The organism is Streptomyces canus (genome assembly GCF_001514145.1).
Taxonomy (GTDB): Bacteria; Actinomycetota; Actinomycetes; order Streptomycetales; family Streptomycetaceae; genus Streptomyces; species Streptomyces canus.
Genome location: NZ_KQ948664.1, coordinates 220923 through 244572 on the forward strand (window position 1 = coordinate 220923; position 23650 = coordinate 244572).

At 71.6% G+C, this 23650-nt stretch carries 22 protein-coding genes and 1 tRNA gene; 7 read left to right on the top strand and 16 right to left on the bottom strand.

Annotated elements, in window-relative coordinates; genetic code table 11:
* Positions 1-39: 39 nt before the first annotated feature.
* From AQJ46_RS28045 to AQJ46_RS28065, 5 genes are all read right to left on the bottom strand, one after another.
* Positions 40-1512 (bottom strand): peptidoglycan D,D-transpeptidase FtsI family protein, encoded by a 1473-nt coding sequence (locus tag AQJ46_RS28045; RefSeq protein ID WP_059208204.1) that lies wholly within the window; start codon positions 1510-1512, stop codon positions 40-42.
* The gene (locus tag AQJ46_RS28050; RefSeq protein ID WP_057609046.1) at positions 1509-2963 is read right to left on the bottom strand and encodes an FtsW/RodA/SpoVE family cell cycle protein; all 1455 of its coding nucleotides are present in this window, start codon (positions 2961-2963) and stop codon (positions 1509-1511) included. Before AQJ46_RS28050 ends, AQJ46_RS28045 begins: the two co-directional genes overlap by 4 nt.
* A 27-nt stretch (positions 2964-2990) precedes the next feature.
* On the bottom strand, positions 2991-4553 hold the full coding sequence (locus AQJ46_RS28055; protein ID WP_208616999.1) for a Stp1/IreP family PP2C-type Ser/Thr phosphatase: 1563 nt from the start codon (positions 4551-4553) through the stop codon (positions 2991-2993).
* Between the two features lie 98 nt (positions 4554-4651).
* On the bottom strand, positions 4652-5164 hold the full coding sequence (locus AQJ46_RS28060) for an FHA domain-containing protein FhaB/FipA (RefSeq protein ID WP_037707129.1): 513 nt from the start codon (positions 5162-5164) through the stop codon (positions 4652-4654).
* Between the two features lie 10 nt (positions 5165-5174).
* Positions 5175-6059: an FhaA domain-containing protein gene (locus AQJ46_RS28065; RefSeq protein ID WP_057609042.1), complete on the bottom strand. Its 885-nt coding sequence runs from the start codon at positions 6057-6059 to the stop codon at positions 5175-5177.
* 468 nt (positions 6060-6527) lie between these two features.
* On the opposite strand from AQJ46_RS28065, the gene AQJ46_RS28070 reads away from it, so the two are divergent.
* Together AQJ46_RS28070 and AQJ46_RS56585 are read left to right on the top strand one after the other, a co-directional pair.
* Positions 6528-6614 (top strand) — tRNA-Leu (locus AQJ46_RS28070).
* Between the two features lie 267 nt (positions 6615-6881).
* On the top strand, positions 6882-7091 hold the full coding sequence (locus AQJ46_RS56585; RefSeq protein ID WP_208616994.1) for a hypothetical protein: 210 nt from the start codon (positions 6882-6884) through the stop codon (positions 7089-7091).
* A 1126-nt stretch (positions 7092-8217) separates the two neighbouring features.
* Here the strand turns inward: AQJ46_RS56585 and AQJ46_RS28075 are convergent.
* The 4 genes from AQJ46_RS28075 to AQJ46_RS28090 form a co-directional block, all read right to left on the bottom strand.
* Positions 8218-10659, bottom strand: a complete 2442-nt coding sequence (locus AQJ46_RS28075) for an FtsX-like permease family protein (protein ID WP_059208206.1) — start codon at positions 10657-10659, stop codon at positions 8218-8220.
* Positions 10653-11390 (bottom strand): ABC transporter ATP-binding protein, encoded by a 738-nt coding sequence (locus tag AQJ46_RS28080; protein WP_059208207.1) that lies wholly within the window; start codon positions 11388-11390, stop codon positions 10653-10655. Before AQJ46_RS28080 ends, AQJ46_RS28075 begins: the two co-directional genes overlap by 7 nt.
* Before the next feature lie 179 nt (positions 11391-11569).
* The gene (locus tag AQJ46_RS28085; protein ID WP_059208208.1) at positions 11570-11977 is read right to left on the bottom strand and encodes a DedA family protein; all 408 of its coding nucleotides are present in this window, start codon (positions 11975-11977) and stop codon (positions 11570-11572) included.
* Entirely contained in the window at positions 11974-13077 is a 1104-nt protein-coding gene (locus AQJ46_RS28090) for an NB-ARC domain-containing protein (protein WP_059208209.1), read from the bottom strand. The genes AQJ46_RS28085 and AQJ46_RS28090 overlap by 4 nt, the downstream gene beginning before the upstream one ends.
* A gap of 373 nt (positions 13078-13450) precedes the next feature.
* On the opposite strand from AQJ46_RS28090, the gene AQJ46_RS28095 reads away from it, so the two are divergent.
* The 5 genes from AQJ46_RS28095 to AQJ46_RS28115 all read left to right on the top strand — a co-directional run bounded on the left by AQJ46_RS28095 (position 13451) and on the right by AQJ46_RS28115 (position 18411).
* Complete coding sequence (locus AQJ46_RS28095) at positions 13451-14758, top strand: sensor histidine kinase (RefSeq protein WP_225887407.1); 1308 nt, start codon at positions 13451-13453, stop codon at positions 14756-14758.
* Positions 14759-14775: 17 nt separating this feature from the next.
* On the top strand, positions 14776-15390 hold the full coding sequence (locus tag AQJ46_RS28100; protein WP_263972880.1) for a LuxR C-terminal-related transcriptional regulator: 615 nt from the start codon (positions 14776-14778) through the stop codon (positions 15388-15390).
* A gap of 189 nt (positions 15391-15579) precedes the next feature.
* On the top strand, positions 15580-17049 hold the full coding sequence (locus AQJ46_RS28105) for a DUF2252 domain-containing protein (protein ID WP_225887408.1): 1470 nt from the start codon (positions 15580-15582) through the stop codon (positions 17047-17049).
* A gap of 160 nt (positions 17050-17209) precedes the next feature.
* Positions 17210-18025, top strand: a complete 816-nt coding sequence (locus tag AQJ46_RS28110) for a J domain-containing protein (RefSeq protein ID WP_059208212.1) — start codon at positions 17210-17212, stop codon at positions 18023-18025.
* 56 nt (positions 18026-18081) lie between these two features.
* A complete protein-coding gene (locus tag AQJ46_RS28115; RefSeq protein WP_059208213.1) occupies positions 18082-18411 on the top strand; it encodes a rhodanese-like domain-containing protein in 330 nt (109 codons plus the stop codon).
* Between the two features lie 28 nt (positions 18412-18439).
* Here AQJ46_RS28115 and AQJ46_RS28120 read toward each other — a convergent pair whose 3' ends face one another.
* The 7 genes from AQJ46_RS28120 to paaA all read right to left on the bottom strand — a co-directional run bounded on the left by AQJ46_RS28120 (position 18440) and on the right by paaA (position 23552).
* Positions 18440-18622, bottom strand: coding sequence for a hypothetical protein (locus AQJ46_RS28120; RefSeq protein WP_059208214.1), 183 nt, complete (start codon positions 18620-18622; stop codon positions 18440-18442).
* A 70-nt stretch (positions 18623-18692) separates the two neighbouring features.
* Positions 18693-19835 (bottom strand): acyl-CoA dehydrogenase family protein, encoded by a 1143-nt coding sequence (locus AQJ46_RS28125; RefSeq protein WP_059208215.1) that lies wholly within the window; start codon positions 19833-19835, stop codon positions 18693-18695.
* Between the two features lie 100 nt (positions 19836-19935).
* Positions 19936-20994, bottom strand: coding sequence for a 2Fe-2S iron-sulfur cluster-binding protein (locus AQJ46_RS28130; protein WP_059208216.1), 1059 nt, complete (start codon positions 20992-20994; stop codon positions 19936-19938).
* Complete coding sequence (gene paaD, locus AQJ46_RS28135; protein ID WP_059208217.1) at positions 20994-21521, bottom strand: 1,2-phenylacetyl-CoA epoxidase subunit PaaD; 528 nt, start codon at positions 21519-21521, stop codon at positions 20994-20996. The genes AQJ46_RS28130 and paaD overlap by 1 nt, the downstream gene beginning before the upstream one ends.
* The gene (gene paaC, locus AQJ46_RS28140) at positions 21515-22264 is read right to left on the bottom strand and encodes a 1,2-phenylacetyl-CoA epoxidase subunit PaaC (protein ID WP_059208218.1); all 750 of its coding nucleotides are present in this window, start codon (positions 22262-22264) and stop codon (positions 21515-21517) included. Before paaC ends, paaD begins: the two co-directional genes overlap by 7 nt.
* Entirely contained in the window at positions 22261-22548 is a 288-nt protein-coding gene (paaB, locus tag AQJ46_RS28145) for a 1,2-phenylacetyl-CoA epoxidase subunit PaaB (RefSeq protein WP_059208219.1), read from the bottom strand. The genes paaC and paaB overlap by 4 nt, the downstream gene beginning before the upstream one ends.
* On the bottom strand, positions 22545-23552 hold the full coding sequence (gene paaA / locus AQJ46_RS28150; RefSeq protein ID WP_059208220.1) for a 1,2-phenylacetyl-CoA epoxidase subunit PaaA: 1008 nt from the start codon (positions 23550-23552) through the stop codon (positions 22545-22547). Before paaA ends, paaB begins: the two co-directional genes overlap by 4 nt.
* Positions 23553-23650: the final 98 nt, after the last annotated feature.

Below are 23650 nucleotides of genomic sequence, written 5' to 3' on the forward strand. Positions count from 1 at the left end.
ATCGCAACGTGCACCGATGTGAAGGCGACGTGAGCGGGGTCACTTCTTGGAGTCGATGACCGCCTCCATGACGCTCTTGGCGATCGGTGCGGCGAGGCCGCTGCCGGAGATGTTCTCGCGGACCGCGTTGTCGTCCTGGACGACCACGGCCACGGCGACCGGCGCGCTGTCACCGACCTTGGCGTAGGAGATGAACCAGGCGTAGGGGTTCTTGCTGTTGTTCTCGCCGTGCTGGGCGGTACCGGTCTTGCCGCCGACGGTGACGCCCTGGATCTGGGCCGTGGTGCCGGTGCCCTTCTGGACGACCGTCTCCATCATCGACTGGAGGATCTGGGCGTTCTCCGCGGACAGCGGCTCGCTCATCTTCTCCGGTTCGGTCTTCTCCAGGGTGTCCACGTTCGGGGCCTGGAGGGAGTCGACCATGTACGGCTTCATCAGGGTGCCGTTGTTGGCGACGGCGGAGGCGACCATGGCCATCTGGAGCGGGGTCGCGGCGGTGTTGTACTGGCCGATGGAGGACAGCGCGGTCTGCGAGGGGTTCATGTCGTCGGAGAAGACCGACGAGCTGGAGCGCACCGGCGTGAACTGTTCCTCGGTGAAGCCGAACTTCTTTGCCTCTTCGAGCATCTTCTCGTTGCCGAGGTCGGAGCCGACCTTGCCGAAGACGGTGTTGCAGGAGTACTGGAGGGCGACCCGCAGGGTGGCGTTCTTGCAGGGGATGTTGCCCTCGTTCTTCAGCGGGGTCGTGGTGCCGGGCATGGTCCAGGGCAGCGGGGAGTCGGTCTTTTCGTCGGCCGACTTGTACAGGCCGTTCTCCAGCGCGGCGGCCGCGGTGACGACCTTGAAGGTGGAGCCGGGCGGGTAGACCTCGCGCAGCGCCCGGTTGAGTGAGGGGTCGTCGGGGTTGTTCTTCTTGTCGAGCTTCTTCCAGGCCTCCGCGTCGGAGTCACTGCCGCCGGCGATCGTCGAGGGGTCGTACGACGGGTAGGAGGCCAGCGCCAGGATCTTGCCGGTGGAGGGCTCGATGGCGGCGACCGCGCCCTTGCCGCCCTGCTTCTTCAGACCGTCGTAGGCGGCCTTCTGCGCGGCGGCGTTGAGGGTGGTGACGACGTTGCCGCCCTCCTTCGGCTTGCCGGTGAGCATGTCGAGGGTGTTGCGGAAGAAGAGCCGGTCGTCGGTGCCGGTGAGGATGCCGTCCTCGATGGACTCCAGTTGGGTGGCGCCGTAGGACTGGGAGACGAAGCCGGTGACGGGCGCCCACATCGCGCCGTCCTTGTAGGTGCGCTTGTACTTGAAGTCGCCGGAGGTGGTCTCCGCGTGCCCGGTGATGGCCTTGCCGTCGACGATGATGTCGCCGCGGGGAGTGGCGTACCGCGCGATGAGCACACGGCGGTTGTCCGGGTCCTCCCTGAGGCTGTCGGCCTTGACGTACTGGAGCCAGTTGTCGCGGATGAGCAGGGCCAGGACCAGGAGGCCGCAGAAGATCGCGATCCGGCGCAGGGGCTTGTTCATGACGGGCGGACCACCTGGGTCATCTCGGCGTCGGGGCTGGGGGCGGGGGCGGGCGCCGGGCGGCGTGCGGTGTCGCTGATTCTGATCAGGATGCCGATCAGGGCCCAGTTGGCGATGACGGAGGAACCGCCGTACGCCAGGAAGGGCATGGTCATACCGGTCAGCGGGATCAGGCCCATCACACCGCCGGCCACCACGAAGACCTGGAGCGCGAAGGCGCCCGAGAGGCCGATGGCGAGGAGCTTGCCGAAGGGGTCGCGGGCGGCGAGGGCGGTGCGTACGCCGCGCTCCACGATCAGCCCGTAGATCAGCAGGATCGCCATGAGGCCCGCCAGGCCCAGCTCCTCGCCGAAGGTGGCGAGGATGAAGTCGGAGTTGGCGGCGAAGCGGATCAGCTCGGAGTGGCCCTGTCCCCAGCCGGTGCCGAGGGTGCCGCCGGAGCCGAAGGCCCACAGGGCCTGCATGGCCTGCTCGGAGTGGACGAGGCCGTCGTTGCTGCCGTTGCGGCTGAGCAGGTACTCGTGCATCGGGTTGAGCCAGGCCTGGACACGGGTCTGGACGTGGGGCTCGAAGCTGGCCACGCCGACGGCGCCGGCCGCGGACATCAGCAGACCGAAGACGATCCAGCTGGTCCGCTCGGTGGCGACGTACAGCATGATGATGAACATTCCGAAGAACAGCAGCGAGGTACCGAGGTCGGTCTCGAACACCAGGATGAGGATCGACATCATCCAGACGACGATGATCGGGCCGAGGTCGCGGCCGCGCGGCAGGTACAGGCCCATGAAGCGGCGGCTGGCGAGGGCGAGCGCGTCCCGCTTGACCATGAGGTAGCCGGCGAAGAACACCGCGAGGACGATCTTGGCGAACTCGCCGGGCTGGATGGTGAAGCTGCCGACCTGGATCCAGATCTTGGCGCCGTAGGTGATGTTGGCGCCCAGACCCGGGACCAGCGGGAGGAGCAGCAGGACCAGCGCGCCGACCATGGAGATGTAGGTGTAGCGCTGCAGGACCCGGTGGTCCTTAAGGAAGACCAGGACGACGGCGAACAGGGCGATGCCCATCGCCGTGTAGATCAGCTGGTTGGTGGCCTTGCCGCCGGCGACATGGATCTGCTGGAGCAGTTTGGACTGGTCGAGGCGCCAGATCGCGACGAGCCCGAGGCCGTTGAGCAGGGTGGCCAGCGGCAGCATCAGCGGGTCCGCGTACGGGGCGAACTTGCGGACGACGAGGTGGGCGACGCCGGCCAGCAGACCGAGGCCCAGGCCGTAGCTCAGCAGCCCGGTCGGGACCTGGTCGTCGATGGCCAGGCCCACGTTGGCGTAGGCGAAGACCGGGATGAGGACGGCGAACACCAGCAGCGCCAGCTCGGTGTTGCGGCGACTGGGAGCGCCGATCGCGCCGATCGTGGACGTGTGGTGCGTCGACGTGTTCGAAGTACTGCTGCTCATCGTGTGCCAGGGCCTCTCACGGCTTGCCTACTGCGTTCCGCAGTTCCCGACGACCTGCTTCTCCTCGTCCGAGAGGGTGGGGCCGGGGGTGGGAGTGGGCTTCGGGGATGCGGAAGCGCTCGGGGACGGGGAGGTCGTGCTCGTCGGGGTCGGTGTGGCCTTTGACGCGAGAGAGGACTGGGTGGTTCCCGTGGTGCCGCCGGCCTCGCCCTCGCCCGTCTTGGAGTTCTTCTCGCTCTCCTTGGCCTGCGCCTCCGCCTGCTTCCTGCAGGCGGAGGCCTGGACGCCCAGTTCGTCGATCTTCTTCTGGGCCGTCTTCAGGCCGCCTTCGGCGATGGTGCCCTCGACCGACTTCTGCTGGTACGGCGGCAGGTACTTGAGTTCGATCTCGGGGTGGTCCTTGGACACCTTCGAGAGCGAGACCCACGCCAGGTCCTGGCTGATGCCGCGGTACAGCGCCACGTGCTCGTCGTTGACGCCGACGTAGTACTGGGTCTGCGTCCAGCGCCAGCCGCCGTAGAGGCCACCGCCGATGACGGCGAGCGCGAGGACCGAGTAGAACGATCTCTTCAGCCACTTGCGGCCCTTGCGGGGCTTGACGAAGTCGTCGTCGGAGTAGTCGCCGAAGCTGCCCGCGGGGATGTAGCCGGTGGTGTCACCGGACCCGGGCTGTCCGTAGTCGCCGCCGCCCTGTCCGTGGCCCTGGCGGCCGAGCCCGGAGGCGCGGCCCGCGGGGGTCTGCATGATGCCGTTGTCGTGCAGCTGGTGCTGGTTCTCGGCGACCGCGCCGACCACGACGGGGGTGTCGGAGAGCTGCCCGGCGAGGGTGTCCCCGGTGTCCAGGTCGAGGACGTCCGCGACGATGACCGTGATGTTGTCGGGGCCGCCGCCGCGCAGTGCGAGCTGGATGAGCTCCTGCACGGTCTCCTGGGGGCCCTGGTAGCTGGCGAGGGTGTCCTCGAGCGTCTGGTGGGAGACGACGCCGGACAGTCCGTCGGAGCAGATCAGGTAGCGGTCGCCGGCGCGGACCTCACGGATGGAGAGGTCGGGCTCGACGTGTTCGCCGCTGCCCAACGCCCGCATCAGCAGGGAGCGTTGGGGGTGGGTGGTGGCCTCTTCCTCGGTGATGCGGCCCTCGTCGACCAGGCGCTGCACCCAGGTGTGGTCCTGGGTGATCTGCGTGAGGACGCCGTCGCGCAGCAGGTACGCGCGCGAGTCGCCGACGTGCACGAGGCCGAGTCGCTGGCCCGTCCACAGCAGCGCGGTCAGTGTGGTCCCCATGCCTTCGAGCTGGGGGTCCTCCTCGACCATGGAGCGCAGCTGGTCGTTGGCGCGCTGGACGGCCACGCCGAGCGAGGTGAGGACGTCGGAGCCGGGCACGTCGTCGTCGAGGGCGACGATGGTGGAGATGGCCTCGGAGGAGGCGACCTCGCCGGCGGCGGCGCCGCCCATGCCGTCGGCGATGGCGAGCAGGCGGGGCCCGGCGTATCCGGAGTCCTCGTTGCCCTCCCGGATCATGCCTTTGTGCGATCCGGCGGCGAAGCGCAGTGACAGACTCATGCGCACCTCGCCCGTCGGCTCCGGGTACATCCGCACGGTGCCCACCCTCCGGTCGGGAGCGCGCCGGGGCCCGGGGTGGGGGCCCACACCGCGTGCTCGCTCCGCTCGCGCCTATTCATGATGTAGCACTACTTCCGCAGCTCGATGACGGTCTTGCCGATGCGGATCGCCGCGCCCAGCGGAATCGGCGTCGGGGTCGTCAGCCGCGTTCGGTCGAGATACGTGCCGTTGGTGGAGCCCAGGTCCTCGACGATCCACTGGCCGTCGCGGTCCGGGTAGATCCTGGCATGGCGGCTGGAGGCGTAGTCGTCGTCCAGCACGATGGTGCTGTCGTGCGCCCGGCCCAGCGTGATGGTCTGGCCCTGAAGGGCGACCGTGGTGCCGGTGAGGGTGCCCTCGGACACGACGAGCTTGGTGGGGGCGTTACGGCGCTGGCGGCCGCCGGCCGCCGGCTGCTGGCGCTGCTGCGGAGGCGCCTGCCGCTGGGCCTGCTGGGCCCGGCCGGCTTCCCGGCGCGAGCCGCGCTGGGTGACACGCGTACCGAACAGGTCGCTGCGGATGACCTGCACGGCCACGATCACGAACAGCCACAGTACGGCCAGGAAACCCAGCCGCATGACCGTGAGGGTCAGCTCTGACATTGCCCCCGCTTCACCCTTCGGCTTGCCGGTAAATGATGGTGGTACTGCCCACGACGATCCGCGAGCCGTCGCGGAGCGTAGCGCGGGTGGTGTGCTGCCCGTCCACCACGATGCCGTTGGTGGACCCGAGATCCTGGATCGTCGAGGGCGTTCCGGTCCGGATCTCACAGTGCCGGCGCGAGACGCCGGGGTCGTCGATCCGCACGTCGGCTTCGGTGCTGCGACCCAGCACCAGCGTTGCGCGGGAGATCTGATGGCGGGTGCCGTTGATCTCGATCCAGTGGCGGGTACGGGAGCCGGGCGCGGGCGCGCCGACCGGGCCGCCGGCGCCGGGGCGCTGGGCCTGGGCGGGCTGCGGATAGCCGTAGCCGCCGGGGGCGCCACGGCCGGGAGGCGGGGCGGACGGCATGGGCGGAGCGCCTGCCGGAGCGGCCGGCGGGTAGCCGTAGCCGCCAGCTCCCGCGCCCGGCGCGGCGGGCCGGGCGGCCGGGGCCGCGGTGCCGGGGGCCTGCTGGTCGGTGGAGCCGGCGAGCGTACGGCTGCGCACCCGGTACAGACCGGTGTCGAGGTCGTCCGCCTTCTCCAGGTTGACCTTGATCGGGCCCATGAAGGTGTAGCGCTGCTGCTTGGCGTAGTCGCGCACCATGCCGGCGAGCTCGTCGCCGAGCTGGCCCGAGTAGGGGCTGAGCCGCTCGAAGTCCGGCGTGCTCAGCTCCACGATGAAGTCATTGGGCACGACCGTGCGGTCGCGGTTCCAGATGGTGGCGTTGTTGTCGCACTCCCGCTGGAGCGCGCCCGCGATCTCCACGGGCTGCACCTCGGACTTGAACACCTTGGCGAAGGTGCCGTTGACCAGACCTTCGAGACGCTGCTCGAACTTCTTCAGGACTCCCATGAGGCACCTCCTCCGTCCTTGCCGTCCTGGGTACTGCGCTGTGTGCTGCTTACCTGGTACTGCTTACTGATCGTATCCACGCGCCGGTGAATCGGCTGGTTCCCCCTGTCGGCACTGTCGACGGGTGTCGACGCCTCCGAAGTTCCCTCTGGAGCTCCACTTCGAACTCCGCGGTCGAACTCCTCTGTCAAGGATCGTAGAGGCGGCCGGAGACCAGTGTCCCGCACCTGACTGTGGAGCCCGACCGGCTCCTGGGCAGACGGGCGCTACCGGTACGAGGTTGATACGTGAACAAGCACAGGTTGATACGTGGCCGACGGCACCCGGGTTCGGTGGACCGCATCCGAACCCGCTGGTGGGCGGCTGCCCCGGGATATGGGATGTGAACCCACCCCCTCCCGCGTGCTAATGTTCTGCGTGTCGGAGGGCGCCGCACCGCAAGGCGGGGAGCCCGAGGACACACCCAATGCGCGGGTGGCGGAATAGGCAGACGCGCTGGATTCAGGTTCCAGTGCCCGAAAGGGCGTGGGGGTTCAACTCCCCCCTCGCGCACCACTGGAAGCCCCTCAGGTCCTGGACCTGAGGGGCTTCTTGTTGTTCCGGTGCGGGGGGCCGGGTGGTGGCGGGGCTCACGCTGTGAGGTCTCTCTCACTGGCATCAATCTGCACCCCGGGCCGGGGTCCGGGGGTGGTGGCGGCCGTAGCGACAGGTCAGTCGGCTCCGGCCGCGGAGCGGGATTTTCGGGGGCGGAAACCGACGGGGTGTATTCCGCTGTCAGCACCTTTCCGGCGCAGCTCCCTGCATTGCTTTTCTCTGGGGTGTGTGGAGTTCCTCGGTGAAGATTCGGTTGTCGGCGAGTCGGGGAAATCCGGTCGACGGAATCGCAAAGAAATTTTGATTCTTGATTTCCGAGGCGCGAGCGTTTCTGCCGCCGCCTCCTGTTCCGCCCAGGTGGCCGGGGTGTCGACGGACAGCCCGGACGAGGACCCCCTCTGGGGAAGAGCCGGCCCGCAGATCGGCGGCACTCTGTGATCACTGGGGGAGGAAGGGCACAGTTGCCGGAGCCGCTCTGGCTGCCGTCCCATGTGTCCGAGATCTACCGGTCGCTACTCAGACAGCGGGGGTCCGTGGAGGACTTCCTGGGGCGCGCCGGAAAACCTGCGTGCGGTGAGTCCGGAGGTGGCGCTCCAGGCCCTGGTGGCGCGTCGGGAAAGCGAACTCCTGGAAAGGCAGAAGGAATTGGCCGAGGCGCGGACGGAATTCGCGCGATTCATCGACGACCACAACGCCGCGCACCAGGATCACGCAGAAATGCGAGGCCGAGCTGTCGACGTTCGCGGCTGGAGGACCCCAGACCGCGGAGAGCCCGCAGACGAGCCGGACGCTCTGCGAGGACCTCGCGGGACGCGGGGTGGCTGGGGGCGCTGGTGCTGGTCGCGCTGGGCGAGCTGTTCGAGCGGGTGTGGGAGAACGCGCTGCCCTTCACCCGGGGGCGGCCGCAGCACCGGGAACGCGGGGACAGGGAGCTGACCTCGCAGGAGCAGGCGGTGCTGCGGCTGCTCGGGAAGGGCTCACGGACGAGGTCGTGGCGCGCAAGCTCGGGGTCTCGGTGCGGACGGGGCGGCACGGGGTCACGCCCGCGTTGCGGTGTGGGGCGCGGCGGGTGCTGGTGAACGCGTACGGGTTCGGCGGGAACAACGCGTCGGTGGTGTTGGCGGCGGCCGACGGTTTGCCGTCCGTGGGGGGTTCCGATAGGTGAGATCGCTGTCACCGTGGTGGGAGTCGTTCCTGCCTGGGGCGATGAGCCCGGGGTCGCGGCGGCCCACGGGCGCGGGGTACGAGTACCTTCCCGCCGCCCAGTCCGTGCTCGCCCAAGCGCGGCCGCGGTCGCCGGCGGGGCCTGGGCCGATGCGGTGCCCGCCGACCGGCGGGGGCTGCTACTCGCCACCAACGCCGGTCTCGCCTCGACGACGAGGACCTTCCCGCCAACACCCACTACGGCGCCGGCGGCCGTATCCCCGACAAGACCGCCCACGGCCGTGAGCCGTTCACCGGTCCACGCAAGATCGCGGTGCCCGTTGTTTCACGTGAAACATGTGCCGTAGTAGCTGTACGACGGCCGGGACGGGGGAGGTACCGATCGGCGCCGGTGAGGGGGTCACTCCCGCATACCGGCCAGTTCCACCGCCCGGCGCCGCATGGCCAGCCAGGCGGGGGCGACGGAGAACACCACCGTGAGCACGGCACAGGCACCCACGGTCGCCCCGAGTTCCGCCCACGGCATCTCCACCGGGCTCCACACCGACAGCAGACCGAGCGCGCTCCACATGCCCGCCAGGTTGAGCCCGGCGACCAGGATTCCGAGCACTCCGCCGACCGCGACGACCATCAGTGCCTCACCGGCGACCAGCCGCAGCACCTGCCACTGAGTGGCCCCGGCCAGCCGCAGGACGGCCAGGTCGCGCACCCGGTCGGAGGTCGCCATGACCATCGTGTTGGCCAGCGAGATCCCGGTGTAGAGGAGGGCGATACCGAGGACCAGCATGAAGCCGTACCGGGTGGTCCGGTTGGTCTCGGGGTAACTGGCCCGCACCCACTGGTCCTTGGTCAGGACATGTCCGCCCGCCTTGGTGAGCGCGGCGGTCACCGCGGCCGGGTCGGCACCGTCGGCGAGGGCCACGTCCACCCGGTCGACGCTCGCGCCGGGGGCGTTGGCGGGGGTCACGTAGGCGCCGTTGTTGCCGGTGCCGGTCGTCATCACCGCGGCGATCCGCAGCGACTTCTTCGTGCCGTCCCCGAGCCACACGTCCACGCTCTGCCCGACGGTGTGCTTCTCCCACTCCTCGTTGACGATGATCGAGTCGTCGTCGAGATCGCTCACCTTCCCGGCGGTCAGCGGCAGATGCACGGTCTTCGCGAGGGGGCCCGCCTCGGCCGCGCGGGCCTCGGACTTGATGAGCGCGACACCCTCCTCCAGGACGTACACGGCACTCGACGAGGTCGTCGAGACCACGGCACCCTTGACCGCTTTGAGCTTCTTCACGGTCGCCGCGTCGAACCCGGCGTCCCCGGCCGGGGTGGCGACGAACGAGGCGGCCGTCTGCTCGCGGGTCTCGGTGGCCTTCGCCTCGTTCAGGGTGGCCGTGGCGCCCAGCAGGGAACCCGCGAGGGCGACGGTGACCAGGACGGGCGCCGCGATCGCCGCCGTCCGGCGGATGCCGGCGGCCGCGTTCTCCCGCACCAGCATCCCGCCCGCACCGGGCAGTTGGGCCGGCAGCCAGGCGATCACCCGGGTGAGCGGACGCACCAGGATCGGCGCGAGCAGCGCGATCGCGGTGATCAGCAGCATCGGACGGCTCACATAGGTCTTGCGGTGCAGCAGCTCGCCCGGGTCGGTGACCAGGGCGAGCCCCAGCGTCACCGCCGCGGCCAGCAGCAGTCCCGCCCCGAACAGCCAGCGGCCCCAGGTCATCGCCTTGGTGTCCACGGACGCCTCGCGCAGCGCCTGGGTGGGCCCGGTGCGGCCGGCCCGCCAGGACGCTGCGATCACCCCGAGCAGCGCGACGAGCAGACCGGTCCAGAAGGCCATGTGGTACGGCCAGGTGAAGTCGCCGATGGTGAACCAGCTGGGCGCGAGACCGCCGTCGACCACCCACGCGGCGAGCTTCGGGGCACCGTACGCGCCCAGCACACAGCCGGCCGCCGACGCGAGCACGCCGACCACCAAGGCCTCCGCGAACACCATCCGCCGGATCTGGCCGGGCGTGGCCCCCGCGGTGCGCAGCAGGCCGAACTCCCGGCGCCGCTGGGCGACCGCGAAGGCGAACGTGGACGCCACCACGAACACCGACACGAACGCGGTGACCCCGCCGGCGGTGCCGAACATGGCGTTCATCGCGGTGAGCGCCTCGCTGTCGCGGTCCGGATCGGCGTCGGCGAGACGGCGGTCGGTGCCGGTGAGGACCTGGAGATCCTGGTCTCCGACGGCCTCGCGCACCGCCGCCGCGTCCGCCCCGACCACCAACTGAGTGCTCTCAGGCGACAGTTCGGCGGCACGGGCGTCGGTGTACAAGACGGCGTCCTCGAATCCGCGGGAGGCGACGGTGCCGACGACCGCCACGGTGCCGCGGTCGGTCGTGACGTGCTCACCGGGCCGCGCCCAGTCGCCGCTGACGACGACCTCGTCGGCCGCGCGGGGAGCACGGCCCGCGCCGATCTCGTACGGCGCGAAGGCGGCCGTGGACCACGGGTGGCCGACCAGGTCGCCGGGGCCCTTCGCGGCCCGCACGGCGAAGGACCGGTCCGCGACGACCGTGCCGAGCCGCCGCAGCTTCGCCACGGTCTCCTCGGGCACCGGGCGCGGGTGGGCGAGCTTCTGGGTGCGGTCGCCGATCGGGGTCGGCACGGACAGGGTGTTCTGCCCCTGGACGACGACCGGTGCCGCGGCGAACCGCTCCGGCTGTCGCTCGGGCGCGTCCAGGGAGGAGGCGAGCGCCAGGCCCATCACGGCGAGCAGGGCGACACCCAGCGAGAGCGCCACGAAGCTGCCGACGAAGGTGACCCAGCGGGTGCGCAGGGTGCGCAGGGCGACGCTCAGCACGAAACGGCCTCCAGCTTGGTCATACGGGCCGCGATGTCGTCCGCGTTCGCGCCGATCAGCTCACCGTTGACGCGGCCGTCGACGAGGAAGACCACGCGGTCGGCGTAGGAGGCGGCCACCGGGTCGTGGGTGACCATGATGATCGTCTGTCCCTCGCGGTCGACCATGGAGCGCAGCAGTGCCAGCACCTCACGGCTGGTCTGCGAGTCCAGGGCGCCGGTCGGCTCGTCGCCGAAGAGGACCTCGGGGCGGGTGATCAGCGCGCGGGCCAGCGCGACGCGCTGCTGCTGGCCGCCTGACATCTCGGTGGGCCGGTGCCGGGCGCGGTCGCCGAGCCCGACCTGCTGGAGCACCTCCCGGACGCGGGATTTCGGCACTCGCCGGCCGGCCAGCCGCAGCGGCAGGGCGACGTTCTGCTCGGTGGTCAGCGCCGGCAGCAGGTTGAACGCCTGGAAGACGAACCCGATGCGCTCGCGTCGCAGCAGCGTCAGCTTGGTCTCACTGAGCTTGGTCAGCTCGGTGCCGCCCACCGAGACCGAACCCGAGGTGGGACGGTCCAGCCCCGCGGCGCACTGGAGCAGGGTCGACTTGCCGGAGCCGGAGGGGCCCATGACGGCGGTGAAGGTGCCGCGCGGGAAGGCGAGGGAGACCTGGTCGAGGGCCGTCACGGCGCTGTCGCCCGACCTGTAACTCCTGCTGACGGAGCGCATGTGGATGGCGTCGTTGTTCATCTGTCCCAACTCGTTCCGTGTCGGTCCTCCCGCACACCTGGGCGGGACGGAGGGTTCGGGGCTTGGAGAGCCGGCACCGGCACGGCCATGGTGGGCGGGGCCGGGGTGCCGGGTCCGACGTAGCGCGTGGCAGGTGACTGCCGTGGCAGGAGGCTGCGTGGGCCGCCGCCAGGGCGGTGTCACCCCGGTCCTGCGGGCCCGATGCCATGGCCGATCAGCACGAACGCCGGGGCCCACACCGTGCTGCTGACCACGGACCACAGCAGATGGCGCCGCAAGGGCATCCGGGTCGCCCCGCACAGGGTCGGCAGCAGGGTGCGCAGGACGGCGGTGAAGGTGCCGACGAACACCGCGGCGACGCCCCGGCGTTGGGTATGCCCGAGGGCCCGCTCGGTGTACCGGCGCCGGCCCGCCCCTGCCTGGAGCGGTGCCGGCACCCGGCGCTTCCAGCGCCGCCCGACCGCGTATCCGGCCAGGTTGCCGAGGACGGCACCGACCAGGGCCGCCTCCACCGCAGGCAGCAGCACCACGGCGAGAATGCCGACGCCGTCGTGCGCCGCCAACTGCTCCGCCGGCCAAGCCGTCATCCGGGTGCCGCCTTTCTCGTCCTGTCGGTGACTCCACGAAACCGCGTGAGGACACTCCGGCGCAGTGCGGCAGGGACGAGACTTGGGGTAGGGCTGGGCATACCCCCGCCGGCGCTCAACCCGCCGCCGTGAGCCGCCTGTCGGCGGTCCTGCCGGCCGTCTCGGTCAGCGTCGCCAGGCGCACCAGTTCGTGGAAGCGGTAGCGCGGGCCGCCCTCCGCGTCGGATGCCCGCCATCTCGCGCAGCGCGCCCTCGACCAGCCGTTCCAGCAGTTCCTCGGCCGTGTCCTCGGACAGCCCCGCCTCCCCTGCGGCCTCGGCCGCGGTGAACGTGCCGCCGGCGGCCGACGCCGGCACACCCGCGAGGTGCCGTTCGCCGTGCGGCCGCGCCCGCAGGGCCGAGCCGAGGACGCGGCCCACGTCCAGGTCGCCGGTGCGCAGCTCGCCGAGCCGGGCCGCAGCGCGGGGTCGGTGCCGCCGGACCAGCCGCGCCGCAGGCCGGTGCGGACGGGCGGCGAGCCGGATCGCGGCGGCCCGCAGCGCGAGCGGCAGCCCGGCACAGGCCCGCACGATCACGTCGGCCGCCTCCGGCTCGACCACGATCAGGCTCTTCCCGGCGATCGTCGCGAGCAGCGCGAGGGACTCCGAGGCACCCATCGGCTCCAGGACGACGGTGCGTGAACCGGGCAGGGCGGTGAGCCGGTTGCGGCTGGTCACCAGCACCGCCGCGTCCGTCGTGGGCGGCAGCAGCGCGTCCAGCTGGAGCTCGCCCGCCGCGTCGTCCAGCAGGATCAGCGGCCGGCGCCCCGCCGCACGGGTGCGATAGCGGTGGATCAGGTCGTCCAGCCGGTCCGGGGCGTCCGGCGCCGCCATGTCCTCGCTCCGCCCACCGAGCGCCCGCAGCAGCCGTACGAGCACCTCGGCCGAGTCCTTGACCGTGCCGTCCTCGTTCCGCAGCCGGGCGTGCAGCAGCCCGTCGGGAAACTCCCCGGCTACGGCGTGCGCCACCTGAAGGGCGAGGGCGGTCTTGCCGACCCCGGCCATCCCGGTGATCAGCAGGCGCCGCGTCCGGAAACCCGCGGTACGGCCGGCCGGCGCCACCCTGGCCCACGGAACGACCCGGCCGGCGCGGAACGCCGAAGCGTCGTCCCTTGGCCATTGTCCGCACCGCACGTTGGCGGAATGACGCCTTCAATCTGGCAGCAGCCTGCCGGGGCAAGAGCCTGCGAGCGGACGGCCGTGACCCGTCGCGGGGCGGCCGGGGCCGCCGTACGACTGCCCGGCCGGCCGTACGGCAGACTCGCGCCCCGGCGCTGACCTGGCCGGATCCCGTCGCTCCCGCTGCCGGGGGTATGGCTGGCCCTACCCCCGGCCCGCCCCCTGGACCCATGGCCGGGCGTATGGCTGGCCCTACCCCCGGCCCGCCCCCTGGACCCATGGCCGGGCGCCCGGCCGCCCTTCTACGGTGATTCCCATGCACCCTCGGAACGTGTGGCAGGCCTTGTCCCGGCCGGGCTTCCTGCTGTCGGCGTGGCCCTGGCGCTCGGTCGGTTACCTGCTGACCGGCGCGGTCACCGGAGTCCTCGCCCTGGTGGGGCTGGTGATGCTGGCGGCCGTCGGCGGGGCGCTCGCCATCGTGCTCGTCGGGCTGCCGCTGCTGGTCGTGCTGGCCCTCGCCGGTCTTCCGGTGGCCTGGGTGGAGCGGCGCAGGCTCGGCCTGGTCGACCTGGACCCGGCACCGGACCCGCACCAGGCACCGGCCGCCGAGGGACTGATGTCCTGGCTGACGACACGGTTGAAGGAACAGGTCACCTGGCGCGAACTCGCGTACACCGTGCTGTTCGCGGTCCTGCTGTGGCCGCTGGACGCACTGGTGTTCACGGTCGCGCTGCTCTTCCCTGTCTCCATGGCCGCCACCCCGGTACTCATGGCCACCATCGGCGAGGGCAGCGAGACGAAGGTGCTCAAGCAGTGGACGGTCACCACCTGGCCGACGGCGTTCGGGGTCGCCGTGCTCGGTGTCCTGCTGCTGGCTCTCGGCGCCTACGTCCTGGGCGTCGCGGCCGGCGCCCGCGCCGAGCTGACCCGGCTGCTGATCGCCGATCGGGACGGCGACCTGGGCGCCAGGGTCGTCGAACTGAACCGGTCGCGGGTACGGCTGGTGGACGCCTTCGAGGCGGAGCGCCGACGCATTGAACGCGATCTGCACGACGGTGCCCAACAGCGCCTGGTCGCGCTGACGATGACCCTGGGCCTGGCCCGCCTCGACGCCCCGCCCGGACCGCTCTCAGACCAGCTCGCCAAGGCCCACGACGAGGCGGGCAGGGCCCTCGCCGAACTGCGTGAACTCATCCACGGCATCCACCCGAAGGTCCTGGCGGACTACGGCCTCGGGGCCGCCGTGGCCGACGCCGCCGACCGGTCCGTGGTCCCCGTCGACGTGGACCTCCCGCTGCCGGGACGGTTCGAGCAGGCGGTGGAGGCGGCCGCGTACTTCGTGGTCTGCGAGGCCCTCGCCAACATCGCCAGGCACAGCAGGGCCGGCCGCGCCCAGGTGAGTGGCGGGTACACGGGCGGGCGGCTGGTCCTCGAGGTGCGTGACGACGGCCGCGGCGGCGCCGACGCCTCGGCGGGCAGTGGACTGACCGGACTCGCGGACCGGGTGTCGGTGCTGGATGGCAGACTCTCCCTGTCCAGCCCGCCGGGCGGACCGACCCTGCTGCGTGTGGAGTTCCCTTGCGAGGTGAGCGAGTTGAGCGAGGCGGCCGATCGCTTCGCGTAGTCCTGGCCGAGGACAGTGTGCTGCTGCGCGAGGGACTCATAGGCCTGCTGGGCCGCTGCGGTCACGAAGTCGTCGCGGCCGTCGGCGACGCGCAGGCGCTGATCGCGGCGGTCGAGGAGCACGGCCCGGACATCGTGGTCACCGACGTCCGCATGCCGCCCGGCTTCCAGGACGAGGGCCTGCACGCGGCGGTCCGCCTCCGGGAGAGCCGCCCCGCCCTGCCGGTGCTGGTGCTCAGCCAGTACGTGCAGCGGACGTACGCCTCCGAACTCCTCGACTCCGGCGACGGCACGGGCGTCGGCTATCTGCTCAAGGACCGTGTCGGCCAGGTCGAGGAGTTCGTCGACGCGCTGTCCGAGGTCGCGGACGGTGGCACGGTCGTGGACCCCGAGGTCGTACGGCAGTTGCTGCGCCGGCGCCGTGATCCGCTGGAGCGGCTCACCCCGCGCGAGCGGGAGGTCCTGGCGCTGATAGCGGAGGGCAAGTCCAACGGGGCCATCGCGCGGGAGCTGGTGGTGTCGGAAGCGGCGGTGGGCAAGCACATCGGGGGAATCCTGACGAAGCTGGATCTGCCGCCGACGGACGAGACGCATCGACGGGTGCTGGCGGTGCTCGCCTATTTGCGGGCGTGACGCCCGCGCGCAGCGCTCTGGTCTTGCGCCTGGTCGACGCCGGTGGGTGGGACCTCCTTCCACAGCTGCGGCATGCGTGCGGCATGGGGCTTCCACGGAGTTCTTCCACAGCGGCGGAGTTGTCCACAGGGTCTGACGCGTTTCGGCTGGTGGTTGTACGGTCGGCACGAGTTGATGTTCCTGCGAGTCATGGGGGAGGCGGTCGCGGTGACCGAGGCCGGTGTGGAGACGACGGCCGGGGCGCGGACCGGTGAGACGGCCGGCGCTGCGGCCGGGGCCCGGCGGCCCCTGGTGCGTGGCCTCGCGCAGTGGCCCGTGGAGGGCTCGCCCAAGAAGGAGGGCAAGGCACTGCGGGAGAGCGTCCCGCGTGCCGCCCATGCCGCGCTGGACCTCGACATCTCCCGTCCCGGCGCGGTGGAGGCGGTCGACGAGTCGAGCCGGGGCCGCATCCCCGAGCTGACCCCGCTGCGGGTGGGGCGGATGGCGGCCACACCGTTCGCCTTCCTGCGCGGCTCCGCGGGCCTCATGGCGCACGACCTCGCCCGCACCCCGATGACCAGGATCCGCGCCCAGATCTGCGGCGACGCCCACGCGGCGAACTTCGGCCTGTACGGCGACGCCCGCGGCGACCTGGTCATCGACCTGAACGACTTCGACGAGACGGTGTTCGGGCCCTGGGAGTGGGACCTCAAGCGGCTCGCCGCCTCCCTGGTCCTCGCGGGCCGGGAGACCGGCGCCGACGAGGACACCTGCCGCGCGGCGGCGCACGGCGCGGTGGGTGCCTACCGGCGCACCATGCGGCTGCTCGCCAAGCTGCCGGTGCTGGACGCGTGGAACGCGATCGCGGACGAGGAGCTCGTCTCCCACACCGACGCCCATGACCTCGTGGGCACGCTGGAGCGGGTCTCGGAGAAGGCGCGGGCCAACACCAGCGGGCGCTTCGCGGCGAAGTCGACGGAGCCGACCGAGGACGGCGGCCGGCGGTTCGTGGAGGCCCTGCCGGTGCTGCGTCGGGTACCCGACGCGGAGGCCGCGGCGGTGGCCGCGTCCCTGGAGCACTACCTGACGACCCTCTCCGAGGACCGCCTCCCCCTGCTGGCCCGCCACGCGGTGCACGACGTGGCGTTCCGGGTGGTCGGCACGGGCAGCGTGGGCACGCGTTCCTACGTCGTCCTGCTGCTGGACCACCGCGGTGAACCGCTGGTCCTCCAGGTCAAGGAGGCCAGGCCCTCGGCGCTCGTGCCCCACCTGGTCACCGCGGGCTTCGAGGCCCCGTCGGTCGACCACGAGGGCCGCCGGGTGGTCCTGGGCCAGAAGCGGATGCAGGTCGTCAGCGACAACCTGCTGGGCTGGACGACCGTCGAGGACCGCCCCTTCCAGGTCCGCCAGTTCCGCAACCGCAAGGGCAGCGTGGACCCGGCCGCCCTCTCCGCCGACCAGGTGGACGACTACGGCCGCATGACCGGCGCCCTCTTGGCCCGCGCCCACTCCCACAGTGCCGACCCGCGCCTCATCTCCGGCTACTGCGGCAAGAACGACGAACTCGACGAGGCGATCGCCACCTTCGCCGTCACCTACGCCGACCGCACGGAGGCGGACCACTCGGACCTGGTGGCGGGGATCCGGTCGGGGAAGGTGGCGGCGGAGACGGGGGTGTGAGGAGGCGGGCGCACCGGCGGGCGTGGCTGTCCCCCACTCGGGGGCGCGGGGAACGGCGCGAGAAGCCCCCACACACTCCCCACTCGCCCGCACCCGCCCGACAACCCGCTCGGGTACCTCCGATGGCGCCCGGCGCCGTCGGCGCAGCTAGGCTGTTCGGATGACGTCCCCGGAAGCCGACCCTCACGGCGCAGCCGCCGCAGGCACCGCGCGGCTGGAGCGTGCCGTACGGGCCGCCGAGCAGGCGCTCATCGAGTACGAGATCGCGGTGGACACCTTCCGCATCGAGGTGGAGAACTTCTCCCGCCTGCACCACCAGAAGCTCGGCCCCATGTACACCCGCCTCGACGAGCTGGAAGCACAGATCGCGGAGGTCCGGGCCGCCCGCACCGGTGATCCCGAGGACCTGCGCAAGGCGGACGAGGCCCGTGCCCGGGTGATGCCGATGCCCGGCGTCGAAGAGCTGTTCCACGGCTGGATGGACGGGGAGGGCCTGTTCCCCGAGGCCGAGGCGATGCTCACGGACCAGCCGGTGCGGCCCCCGCAGCGGGTGCGCCCCAGCGACGAGGCCCGCAAGCTCTACCGCGAGCTCGCCCGTAAGGCCCACCCGGACCTCGCCCAGGACGAAACCGAACGGGCGCGGCGTGAGGAGTTCATCACCCGGGTCAACGCGGCCTACTCCCGTGGGGACGAGCCACTCCTGCGGGAACTGTCCGAGGAGTGGGCCGCCGGGCCGAAGCCCCCGGAGCAGGGACCCACCCCCAGCGAGGAGCTCTACGCCCGCCTCGAATGGCTCGCCCAGCGCAAGGAACTGCTCTCCGTGGTCGCGCGTGAGCTGGAGGAGAGCGCGATCGGTTCGATGCTCCGGATGGCACCGGACGACCCGGACCGCCTCCTGGAGGAGATCGCCGAGAAGCTCCTGGCCGACGTCTCCACACGCGAGGCGGAGCTCGCGGAGCTGCTCGCACAGGAGTGACCGGCCGCGTCCTGAGGGCGTCGGGTAGCGTCGGCCCCATGAATTTCGGTGCTGGTGTGCCCACGGTCCAGGTGACGGACCTCAAGGACGGCGATTTCCTGCTGGACGTCCGCGAGGACGACGAATGGCAGGCGGGTCACGCCGAAGGGGCTCTGCACATCCCCATCAGTGAGTTCGTGGCCCGCTACGGCGAGCTGACCGAGGCCGCCCCGCAGGACGGCCGTGTCCACGTGATCTGCCGGTCCGGCGGCCGCTCGGCCCAGGTCACGATGTATCTGGCCCAGCAGGGCATCGACGCAGCGAACGTCGACGGCGGCATGCAGCTGTGGGCCGAGACGGGCCGCCCCGTGGTGACCGACGACGGCCGACCGGGCTTCGTGCTCTAGCCTCCGGCGGTCCCGGGCGGCGGGGGCCTCAGTCGTCTTGGCCGCTCGGGTTGCGGTCGTAACGGCTCGCGCGGCGGGCCAGCTCGCCCGCCGCGAGGGTCGCGGCGGACACCGCGCGCGTCCAGCGCGGTCCGCCCCGGGCCGCCCACCAGACGCAGACGCACCCCCCGATGGTGAGTGCGAGGATGCAGGACAGGACGAGCACCATCATGCTCGGCCTCCTTCCGTCGGTGCGGTTCCGTCATCCTCTCAGTCGCCGATCAAGGGCCTCGCGGTTTCGCCTATCCCAGAGAATGGGCCGCCAGCAGGTCGCCCAGCGCCTCCTCGTGCGCCGCCGCCGGGCCCAGCGACAGCTCCAGGTGCTTGGCCCAGGCGTGGTACCGGTGCAGCGGGTAGTCGACGTCGGCGCCGAACCCGCCGTGCAGATGCTGTGCCGTCTGTACCACCCGGCGTACCCCCTCGGATGCCCAGATCTTCGCCACGGCGACGTCCCCCGCGACCGGCAGCGTGCACCGCGCTCCCGAAGCGATCCGCCAAGCGGCCTGCCACAGCGTGACCTCCATCGCGCGCAGGTCGATGTAACGGTCGGCGGCCTGCACGGCGACCGCCTGGAAGGTGGCGACCGGGAACCCGAACTGCTCCCGCTTGCTGGTGTATTCACTGCTCATCCGCAGCACCCGCTCGCCCAGACCGAGCGCCAGCGCACACGTCCCCGTGGTCAGCAGATCCCGCAGCCACTCCCACGCGCCCTCGACGTCGATCACGTCCCGCGCGGCGATCCGCGCCGACTCCAGCCGCAGCTCGCCCAGCCGCTCCCCGCTGGTGGAGAACTGCTCGCCGAGCGCCACGCCGTCATGGCCCCGGGGCAGCAGCGCGAGGACCGTCCGGTCCGCGGCCGTGTGCGCGGGGACGACGACGTAGTCCGCGTCGTACGCCCACGGCACCGCCGTCTGCACGCCGTCCAGGATCCAGTCGGCTCCCTCCCCCTCCTCCTGCCGTGCGGTGACGGCGAGTTCGGCCGGGTCGTGGCCGGTGCGGCCGCTCGAGGCGACGGTCAGCACGACCTCCCCGCGCCCGGCCCGCTCCAGCAGCTCCGCCCTCAACTCATGGCCGCCGTACGCCTGTACGGCCGCCATGGCCGCACTGCTCTCCAACAGCGGCACCCGCGCAAGCACCTTCGCCGACTCGCGCAGCACCAGGCACAGCGCGACCGCGTCCAGGCCCGCCCCGCCGTACTCCTCGGCCGACAGCAGGCTCAGCAGGTCCGCGTCGGCGAGCCTGGCCCACAGCGCGCGGTCGAACTCGTCGGCCACGGCACCCGTGGTCAGCGCCGGAGACGGCACCGCGTCCGGCGCGACATCGGCGAACACCCCCCGCGCCGCCTCGGCCGCCGCCTGCTGCTCCTCGCTGAAGGTGAAGTCCACGGTCCCTGTCCTTCCGACGGGTCGGCAGATCGGGTCAGCTGATCTGACGGTCCGTCAAGATAGAACAGGTTCTAGAAGAAGGGAACGGGCTCCCCTCGACCTACCTGTCGAAGTCCAGCTCCACCTTCTCCGTCACCGGATGCGACTGGCACGCCAGTACATAGCCCGCCTGTGTCTCCTCCGGCTCCAGCGCGAAGTTGCGGTCCATGCGCACCTCGCCGGAGACCAGGAAGGCCCGGCAGGTCCCGCACACCCCGCCCTTGCAGGCGTAGGGCGCGTCGGACCGGTTGCGCAGCACCGTCTCCAGAAGCGACTCACCGTCCTGGACGGGCCAGCTGCCGCCACGTCCGTCGAGCCGGGCGGTCACCGTGCTGTGCGCGGGCGCGGGGGCCGTCTGCGCAGGGGCAGCCCCGGCATCCACATGGAAGATCTCCTCATGGATACGGGTACGGGCAACCCCGAGCTCCCGCAGCGCCTTCTCCGCGCCCTGCACCAGTCCGAACGGTCCGCACAGGAACCACCCCGCCACCCGGTCCACCGGCAGCAGCGCCGGCAGCAGCCCGGTCAGCCGCTCCCGGTCGAGCCGCCCGGACGGCAGCCCTGCCTGCTGCTCCTCCCGGGAGAGCACCGTGACCAGCTGGAAGCGCTCGGGGTGGCGGTCCTTCAGGTCGGCGACCTCCTCCAGGAACATCGTGGACGCCGAGGTGCGGTCGCTGCGGATCAGGCAGAACCGGGCCCCGGGCTCGCGCGCCAGCAGCGTCGCCGCGATCGACAGCACCGGGGTGATGCCACTGCCGCCGACGATCGCCGCGTACAGACCGGGCGCCGGGGCGAGGGTGAAACGGCCCGCCGGGGTCATCACCTCCAGCTCGTCACCGACGTTGATCTCCTTGAGCGCGTACGTGGAGAAGGCCCCGCCCTCCACCAGCCGCACGCCGACCCGCAGTGCGCGAGGTCCCTCCGCGTCGGGTGCCGGGGAGCAGATCGAGTAGGTGCGCCGTATCTCCTGGCCGTCGGCCATGCGGCGCAGGGCGAGATGCTGGCCGGCGGCGTGCCGGTACTCCTCGCGCAGCTCGGGCGGCACGGTGAGCGTCAGGGCCACGGAGTCGTCGGTGAGCCGGTCGACCGCGGCCACCGGGAGCGGGTGGAAGCGGGCCATCACAACTCCTTGAAGTGGTCGAACGGTTCACGGCAGTCGAGGCACCGCCGCAGCGCCTTGCACGCGGTGGAGGAGAACCGGCTGAGCAGTTCGGTGTCGGCGGAACCGCAGTGCGGGCACAGGACGGCCTCGGCCGCCGGGTCGAGCGTCCGCGTCGGCCCGAGCCGCACCGCGACCGGTCCGGCCGCCGCCGCGAGACGGGGCGGCGCTATGCCGAACTCCCGCAGCTTGCGGCGCCCTTCGGCCGTGATGTCGTCGGTCGACCAGGCGGGCGCGAGCACCGTGCGGACGGTGACCTCCCGCACGCCGTGTTCCTGCAGCACCCGCTCTATGTCCAGGGACATCGCCTCGATCGCCGGGCAGCCGGTGTACGTCGGGGTCAGCTCGACCTCGACCGAGTCCGCGTCCCGGACGTGCACCGCGCGCAGCACACCCAGCTCGTGCAGGGTGAGCACGGGCAGTTCGGGGTCGGGCACCGAACCGGCGAGCGCGAACAGCTCGGTCTCCAGCGGGGTGAGCGTCACCATGACGCCCCCGGGTGGCTGCGGTGCAGGTGCTGCATCTCGGCGAGCATCCGGCCGAAGGACTCGGTGTGCAGGCCCTGTCGTCCGGCCCCGGCGGCCCACGCGCCCGTGCGCGGCCCTTCGGGGACGGTCAGGGTGGCCCTGCGCAGGACCTCGCCCACGGAGGCGAGCCAGGCGGCCTCCATGCCCTTCCAGTCGACGTCCACTCCCTCCACCGGCTGGAACATCTCACCGGTGAACCGCCACAGCGCCTCGGACGCCCGCCGGGTCCGCTCGTGACTCTCCGCGGTGCCGTCGCCGAGCCGCAGGGCCCACTGCTCGGCGTGGTCGCGGTGGTAGGCGACCTCCTTGACGGCCTTCGCGGCGAGCGGGGCGAAGGGGCCGGCGCCCGCGGCCAGTTCGGCGTAGAGCAGGTGCTGATAGGTGGAGAAGTAGAGCTGGCGGACGATGGTGTGGGCGAAGTCGCCGTTTTCCTGCTCCACCAGCTGGAGGTTGCGGAAGGCGCGCTCCTCGCGCAGATACGCCAGGTCGTCCTCGTCACCGGCCATGGACAGCAGCAGCCGGGCCTGGCCGAGCAGGTCCAGGGCGATGTTGGCGAGGGCGACCTCCTCCTCCAGGACGGGGGCGTGGCCCGCCCACTCGCCCAGGCGGTGCGAGAGCACCAGTGCGTCGTCGCCGAGGGCCAGGGCGGCCGCGGTGGGAGCCGGGGAGGGCGTGGGAGCAGCCGTCGTCTCAGGTGCGGTCACAGGTGCTTCACCCCTTCCGGGATCTCGTAGAACGTCGGGTGGCGGTACGGCTTGTCGGCGGACGGCTCGAAGAACGGGTCCTTCTCGTCGGGCGAGGAGGCCGTGACCGCGGACGAGGGGACCACCCAGATCGAGACGCCCTCGCCGCGGCGGGTGTACAGATCGCGTGCGTTGCGCAGGGCGAGCTCCGCGTCCGGGGCGTGCAGGCTGCCGGCATGGGTGTGGGAGAGGCCGCGGCGTGAGCGCACGAAAACCTCCCACAGGGGCCAGTCGGTGTTCGTCATGCGCGCGTCGCTCCTGTCTCGGTGTGCTTCGCCGCGTAGGCCGCGGCCGCCTCCCGCACCCAGGCGCCCTCTTCGTGCGCCCGCCAGCGCTGGGTGATCCGCTGTTCGTTGCACGGTCCGTTGCCCTTCAGGACCTCCCGGAACTCCGTCCAGTCGATCGGGCCGAAGTCGTGGTGCCCGCGCTCCTCGTCCCACCGCAGGTCCGGGTCGGGGAGCGTGAGCCCCAGGGACTCGGCCTGGGGGACGCAGATGTCGACGAAGCGCTGGCGCAGCTCGTCGTTGGAATGGCGCTTGATCTTCCAGGCCATCGACTGCGCGGAGTGCGCGGACTCGTCGTCGGGCGGGCCGAACATCATCAGGGACGGCCACCACCAGCGGTCCACCGCGTCCTGGGCCATCGCGTGCTGCTCCGCAGTGCCCTTGCTCAGGGCCAGCAGCAGTTCGTACCCCTGGCGCTGGTGGAAGGACTCCTCCTTGCAGATGCGGACCATCGCTCGCGCGTAGGGGCCGTAGGAGCAGCGGCACAGCGGGACCTGGTTGGTGATCGCGGCGCCGTCCACCAGCCAGCCGATCGCGCCGACGTCCGCCCACGTCAGGGTCGGGTAGTTGAAGATCGAGGAGTACTTCTGGCGGCCGGAGTGGAGCTTGTCCAAGAGCTCGTCGCGGCCGGTGCCCAGGGTTTCCGCCGCGCTGTAGAGGTAGAGGCCGTGCCCCGCCTCGTCCTGGACCTTGGCCATCAGGATGGCCTTGCGGCGCAGGGAGGGCGCGCGGGTGATCCAGTTCGCCTCCGGCTGCATGCCGATGATCTCGGAGTGGGCGTGCTGAGCGATCTGACGGACGAGGGTCGCGCGGTAGGCGTCGGGCATCCAGTCGCGCGGCTCGATGCGCTCGTCGGCGGCCACGGCTGCGTCGAAGGCGCTCTCGTACGCGGCTGTGTCGCCGGCGGCGCCCTGAGCGCCGTACGTCTGTGTGCTCACCGTCTGGTGCGCGGCTGCTGTCGCCATGAGGCCCCCTCGACCTGGGCTCCGCCGGAACCTGCTCCCGACCGATCGTTCGGTTCGTGCGATTCCATGGTGTGCCGGGCGCCGTAAGGTGTCAACCG

Excerpts from the sequence above, each read along its gene's own strand:
- AQJ46_RS28130 (WP_059208216.1), bottom strand. The coding sequence starts at position 20,994 with ATGGCCCGCTTCCACCCGCTCCCGGTGGCCGCGGTCGACCGGCTCACC.
- AQJ46_RS28060 (WP_037707129.1), bottom strand. The coding sequence starts at position 5,164 with ATGTCAGAGCTGACCCTCACGGTCATGCGGCTGGGTTTCCTGGCCGTA.
- AQJ46_RS28050 (WP_057609046.1), bottom strand. The coding sequence starts at position 2,963 with ATGAGCAGCAGTACTTCGAACACGTCGACGCACCACACGTCCACGATC.
- AQJ46_RS28055 (WP_208616999.1), bottom strand. The coding sequence starts at position 4,553 with ATGTACCCGGAGCCGACGGGCGAGGTGCGCATGAGTCTGTCACTGCGC.
- AQJ46_RS28085 (WP_059208208.1), bottom strand. The coding sequence starts at position 11,977 with ATGACGGCTTGGCCGGCGGAGCAGTTGGCGGCGCACGACGGCGTCGGC.
- paaB (WP_059208219.1), bottom strand. The coding sequence starts at position 22,548 with ATGACGAACACCGACTGGCCCCTGTGGGAGGTTTTCGTGCGCTCACGC.
- AQJ46_RS28105 (WP_225887408.1), top strand. The coding sequence starts at position 15,580 with ATGGGGGAGGCGGTCGCGGTGACCGAGGCCGGTGTGGAGACGACGGCC.
- AQJ46_RS28110 (WP_059208212.1), top strand. The coding sequence starts at position 17,210 with ATGACGTCCCCGGAAGCCGACCCTCACGGCGCAGCCGCCGCAGGCACC.
- AQJ46_RS28120 (WP_059208214.1), bottom strand. The coding sequence starts at position 18,622 with ATGATGGTGCTCGTCCTGTCCTGCATCCTCGCACTCACCATCGGGGGG.
- paaD (WP_059208217.1), bottom strand. The coding sequence starts at position 21,521 with ATGGTGACGCTCACCCCGCTGGAGACCGAGCTGTTCGCGCTCGCCGGT.
- AQJ46_RS28065 (WP_057609042.1), bottom strand. The coding sequence starts at position 6,059 with ATGGGAGTCCTGAAGAAGTTCGAGCAGCGTCTCGAAGGTCTGGTCAAC.
- AQJ46_RS28095 (WP_225887407.1), top strand. The coding sequence starts at position 13,451 with ATGCACCCTCGGAACGTGTGGCAGGCCTTGTCCCGGCCGGGCTTCCTG.
- AQJ46_RS28080 (WP_059208207.1), bottom strand. The coding sequence starts at position 11,390 with ATGAACAACGACGCCATCCACATGCGCTCCGTCAGCAGGAGTTACAGG.
- paaA (WP_059208220.1), bottom strand. The coding sequence starts at position 23,552 with ATGGCGACAGCAGCCGCGCACCAGACGGTGAGCACACAGACGTACGGC.
- AQJ46_RS28045 (WP_059208204.1), bottom strand. The coding sequence starts at position 1,512 with ATGAACAAGCCCCTGCGCCGGATCGCGATCTTCTGCGGCCTCCTGGTC.